Here is a 6,041-nt window from a genome sequence, read left to right on the forward strand (position 1 = left end):
GGCCGGCTCCCGGCTCGTCGTCGTCACACGGAACGCGGTGGCCGCCGACCCCGGCGACCCGTCGGCCGATCTGGCGGCAGCACCCCTGTGGGGCCTGACCCGCGCGGCACAGGCCGAGCACCCCGGCCGGATCCTGCTGCTTGACCTGGACGGGGAGGAGACCTCCCACCGTGCCCTGCGCCCCGCGCTCGCGGCGGTCGAGGCCGCCGCCGAGACGGAGTGCGCCGTACGGGCGGGAGAACCGCGCGTCCCGAGGCTGGCAACGGCGACCACGGAACCCGGGACCGAAGCGCCGCCCGCACTCGACCCGGACGGCACCGTCCTGATCACGGGCGGCACCGGCGAGCTGGGCCGGCTCGTCGCCCGCCACTTCGTCACCGCGCACGGAGCCCGCCGACTGCTGCTGGTCGGCCGGAGGGGAGGAGAGGCGGCGGGCAGCGCCGAGTTGGAGGCCGAACTCACCGCACTCGGCGCGGACATCCGGCACGCCCGCTGCGATGTGACCGACCCCCGCGCCCTCACCGACCTGCTCGACTCCGTACCGGACGCGCACCCGCTGACGGCCGTCGTCCACGCTGCCGGGCTCGTCGACGACGGGATCCTCAGCTCCCTCACCGCCGAGCGGCTCGACGCCGTACTGGCGCCCAAGCTCGACGCCGCCTGGGAACTGCACACGCAGATCCGGCAGCGCGGGCTGGACCTCGCGGCGTTCGTGCTGTTCTCCTCGGCCGCCGCCGTGCTCGGCAGCGCCGGGCAGGCCAACTACGCGGCGGCCAACGCCTTCCTCGACGCCCTCGCCGAACACCGACGAGCACTCGGCCTGCCCGCCACGTCGCTGGCCTGGGGACTGTGGGAGACACCCGGCGGCATGACCAGCGAGCTGACCGCGACCGACCTCGCGCGCATCGCCCGTACCGGCGTCGCACCGCTCCCCGGCGACCAGGCGCTCGCCCTGCTCGACCTGTCCCTCGCCACGCACCGGCCGACGCTGCTGCCCGTACGCTTCGACCGTGCGGCGCTCCGCGCCCAGGCGGATGCCGCGACACTGGCACCCGTCCTGCGGAGCAAGGTCCGCGCGGTGAAACGGCAGACGGCCGCAGCCCCGGCAACGGCGAGTTGGCAGCAGCGCCTCGCGGAACAGTCCGCATCCGAACAGGACCGCACCGTCGCAGCACTCGTACGCGAACAGCTCGCCGCCGTCCTCTCCCACCCCTCCCCGGACACCCTCGATCTGAGCCGCGCCTTCCAGGACCTCGGGTTCGACTCCCTGACCGCGCTCGAACTCCGCAACCGTCTCAAGGCCGAGACCGGCGTCGACCTGCCCACCACCGTCGTCTTCGACCACCCGACCCCCGAAGCGCTGATCCGCCTGCTGCGCGACAAGGCACTCGGCGATGCGACGGCCACCGGTCGCCGACTCCCGGCACCGGCTTCCGCCGCCGCTGCGGGCCCTGCGACGGACGAGCCGATCGCCCTCGTCGGCATGGCCTGCCGGTACCCGGGCGGCGTGACCTCGCCCGAGGAACTGTGGCGGCTGGTGACCGAGGGCGGCGACGCGATCGGCACCTTCCCGACAGGGCGCGGCTGGGACCTCGCGGACCTCTTCGACCCGGACCCGGACCGCGCCGGGCACAGCTACACCGAGGAGGGTGGCTTCCTCCACGACGCCGACCTGTTCGACGCCGACTTCTTCGGCATCGCGCCGCGTGAGGCGCTGGCCATGGACCCGCAGCAGCGGCTGCTGCTGGAGACCACCTGGCAGACCTTCGAGTCCGCCGGGCTCGACCCCGCCACGCTGCGGGGCAGCCGCACGGGCGTCTACACGGGCGTGATGTACGACGACTACGGCTCCCGCTTCCTCGGCCGCACGCCACAGGGCGTCGAGGGACGCCTGATGCCCGGCAGCGCCCCGAGCATCGCCTCGGGCCGCGTCTCGTACTCCTTCGGCCTGGAGGGGCCCGCGATGACGGTGGACACGGCGTGTTCGTCGTCGTTGGTCGCGATGCATCTGGCGGCCCAGGCGCTGCGCCAGGGCGAGTGCGAACTGGCGTTGGCCGGTGGCGTCACTGTCATGGCGACCCCGAACACCTTCGTGGAGTTCTCGCGTCAGCGCGGCCTCGCACGGGACGGCCGGTGCAAGGCGTTCTCGGCTGCGGCTGATGGTGTGGGCTGGTCGGAGGGCGTGGGCCTGGTGCTGTTGGAGCGGCTGTCGGACGCGCGGCGCAACGGGCATCGGGTGCTCGCGGTCGTTCGCGGTTCCGCCGTCAACCAGGACGGCGCCAGCAATGGTTTGACGGCGCCGAACGGTCCGTCGCAGGAGCGGGTGATCCGGCAGGCGTTGGCGGGTGCCCGGTTGTCGGCTGCTGATGTGGATGTGGTCGAGGGCCATGGGACGGGCACGACGCTGGGCGATCCGATCGAGGCGCAGGCGTTGTTGGCGACGTATGGGCAGGAGCGGTCCGGGGGGCGGCCGTTGTGGTTGGGGTCGGTGAAGTCGAACATCGGTCACACCCAGGCTGCGGCTGGGGTTGCGGGTGTCATCAAGATGGTGCAGGCGATGCGGCACGGTGTGCTGCCCGCGTCGTTGCACATCGATGAGCCCTCGCCGCATGTGGATTGGGAGTCGGGCGCAGTACGGCTACTGACCGAGCAAGTGGAATGGCCGGGAGGAGAGCGTCCGCGCCGGGCGGGTGTCTCGTCGTTCGGTATCTCGGGCACGAACGCACATCTGATCCTGGAAGAGCCACCTGTCGCGGAACCCGCACAGGTGGGGGCCGATGTCACCGGGGTGGTGCCGTGGGTGGTCTCGGCGCGGGGTGCGGAGGCGCTGCGGGGGCAGGCAGCGGCGTTGGCCCGGGTGTCGGGTGCGGTGGGTGTGGTGGGTCGTTCGCTGGTGACCTCGCGGTCGTTGTTCGAGGAGCGGGCGGTGGTGCTGGGTGCGGGTGGGGAGGAGTTGCGTGCGGGTGTGCGGGCGCTGGCTGCTGGTGAGCCGCACCCGGATGTGGTCGGCCCGGGCGAGCGGGTGGGCGACGGTGGGCTGGTGTGGCTGTTCAGCGGCCAGGGCAGCCAGCGCGTCGGCATGGGCGCCGAGTTGTATGCGCGTTTTCCCGTGTTCGCTGAGGCTTTCGACCAGGTCTGTGGGCTGCTGGACCCGCAGTTGGGTGTTTCGTTGCGGGAGGTGGTGTTCGAGGGCAGTGCGGAGCGGTTGAAGCACACGACGTATGCGCAGGCGGGGTTGTTTGCGCTGCAGGTGGGGCTGGCACGCCTGCTCGGATCGTTCGAGGTGCGGCCGGATGCGGTGGTGGGCCACTCCATCGGCGAGGTGACGGCAGCCTATGTGGCCGGGGTGTTCTCGCTGGAGGACGCCTGCGCCCTGGTGGCCGCCCGCGCCACGCTGATGGGAGCCCTGCCCAAGGGCGGAGCGATGGTCGCCGTCGAAGCCGGTGCCGACGAACTCGACCTGCCCGAGGGCGTGGCGGTTGCCGCGCTGAACACACCCACCAGCACCGTCATCTCCGGCCCCGAGGAACCCGTGCTGCAACTGGCGGCGGAGTGGAAAGCCCGAGGCCGAAAGACCAAACGGCTGTCGGTCAGCCACGCCTTCCACTCCCCGTCGATGGAACCCATGCTGGAAGACTTCCGCCAGGCCATCGAGGATCTGGACTACCAGCCACCCTCCCTCCCGTTGATCAGCAACCTGACCGGGCGGCCCGCCGACGAGCGCATCACCACTCCCGGCTACTGGTGCGAGCACATCCGCCAGCCGGTCCACTTCGCCCCGGCCCTCACCCATCTGGGCACCCACATCTACCTCGAACTCGGCCCGGATCCGGTGTTGGCCACGGCCGCTCAGCACACGCTCGACAGCAATCCGCTGACCGTCCCGCTCCTCACCGCCAAGCAACCCGAGACACGTGCCTTCGCCCACGCTCTCGCTCAACTCCACACCCACGGCCACGACATCGACTGGACCCCCTGGTTCCCGCCCGGACCCACCGTCGATCTGCCCACCTACGCCTTCCAACGCCAGCGCTACTGGCTCGACGGAGAGGCCGACGAGGGCAATACGGCTCGGCTTGGGCAAGGCGCTTCCGGTCATCCGCTGTTGCCGGCTGTTGTGGCGACGGCGGATGGTGGGCTGATTCTGACGGGGCGGGTGGCGGCCTCGGGGGAGCAGCGTTGGTTGGCCGATCATCAGGTGTTGGGGTCGGTGCTGGTGCCTGGTGCGGCCATGGCGGAGTGGGCGTTGCGTGCGGCCGACGAGGTCGGCTGCGGCGGTGTCGAGGAACTGGTCCTGCAAGCACCGTTCGTACTGCCCGAGAACGGGGCGGTCAACGTCCAGGTACTGGTGGAGGCAGCGACCCCCGACGGCCGGTGCCCCGTACGCGTCTACTCGCGGCCCGTCGAAGAGGGCAACGGTGCGGACTGGGTGTGTCATGCCGAGGGCACGCTCGGGCCGGTGACGGCGACGCCCGTCACCGGCGGCACAGCCTGGCCACCCGCCGGAGCCGAGCCGCTCGACCTCGTGGGGTTCTACGAACATGCCGCAGCGTCCGGGTACGGCTACGGTCCGGCCTTCCAGGGCCTACGGGAAGCCTGGCGGGACGGACAGGACCTGTGGGCCGAGGTGGAGCTGCCGGACGGCGTGGACCGGGTGGACGGTTTCGCTGTCCACCCGGCCCTGCTGGACGCGGTGCTGCACCCCGTGGCCCTGCTGGGGTCGTCGCGGGACGGGGAGGCGTGGCTGCCGTTCGCGTGGAACGGGGTGTGCCTGCACGCGGTCGGTGCGCAGGTCGTACGGGTGCGTGTCTCGCCACTCGGCGAGGGGCCGGCACAGGGCGTACGGGTCGATGTCACCGACCCCGCGGGTGCCCCGGTGCTCAGCGTGGAGTCGGTCGCGATGCGTCCGCTGGACCGGGACCGGTTGCGTACGCGTGACGCGACGACGGACGGGTTGTTCACCGTCGAGTGGACGGACGTGACGGACATGACGGGCGCGGTCGATGCGGTGAACGTGCCCTCCGCCTCCGCGCAGTGGCCCGTGCTGGCGGTGCCGGGGGCGGATGTCGCCGGGCTGTTGGCGGGGCTGGATGCGGGCACGTCGGTGCCGGAGGTCGTCCTCGCGGACGTACGGGGCCTCGGCGGCAGCACGGACGACGCCGACGGGCTCGCCACCGCCACGGCGACTCTGGAGCTGCTGCACACGTGGTCGGCCGAGCCCCGGCTGGCCGATGCCCGATTGGTGCTGGTCACGCGTGGGGCGGTCGACGTGGAGGACGGCCCGCTCGATCTGTCGTGCGCGGGTGTGTGGGGCCTCGTACGTACCGCCCAGCGCGAGAACCCCGACAGGTTCCTGTTGCTCGACCTCGACGCCGATATCGATGCCGACCTCGGCGTCGCTTCCGAGACGGCGGGCGCGGTCGTGCGCGCAGCTGTCTCGTACGCGCTGGACGCCGACGAGCCGCAGCTCGCGGTGCGTGGGGGGCGGGTGTGGGTGCCGCGTGCGGCGCGTGCGGAGACAGGCCTGACGGTGCCGGGCGACGGGTGTGCGTGGCGGTTGGGTCAGGAGGTTGCCGGGACGGTGGAGGACGTGTCGGTGGTGTCGTGTCCGGAGGTGGAGGAGCCGTTGGCGTCGGGGCAGGTGCGGGTTGCGGTGCGTGCTGCCGGGGTCAATTTCCGGGACGTGCTGATAGCGCTCGGCATGTATCCCGGCGGCGGTGTCTTCCAAGGGAGCGAGGGCGCGGGGGTGGTGACCGAGGTCGGGCCCGACGTCTCGGAAGTCGCTCCCGGAGACCGGGTGTTCGGGCTTTTCGAGGGCGCCTTCGGGCCGGTGGCGGTGGCCGACGCCCGCATGATCGCACCGATGCCTGCGAACTGGAGCTGGCGCGAGGCGGCAGCCGTACCGGTGAACTTTCTGACGGCGTGGTTCGGGTTGGTGGAGTTGGCGGGGTTGCGTCGGGGTGAGTCGGTGTTGATTCATGCGGCGACGGGTGGTGTGGGGTCGGCGGCGGTGCAGATTGCGCGGTATGTGGGGGCGGAGG

1 protein-coding gene is annotated in these 6,041 nt (G+C 71.8%); it reads left to right on the forward strand.

Features of this window, described 5'->3' with window-relative positions:
* Positions 1–6,041 (forward strand): type I polyketide synthase (locus tag KBY19_RS37405; protein ID WP_210967480.1); only part of this gene is annotated, 6,041 nt, incomplete at both ends.

Origin of the sequence: Streptomyces sp. B15 (assembly GCF_018070605.1) — a bacterium.
Lineage (GTDB): Bacteria > Actinomycetota > Actinomycetes > Streptomycetales > Streptomycetaceae > Streptomyces > Streptomyces smyrnaeus.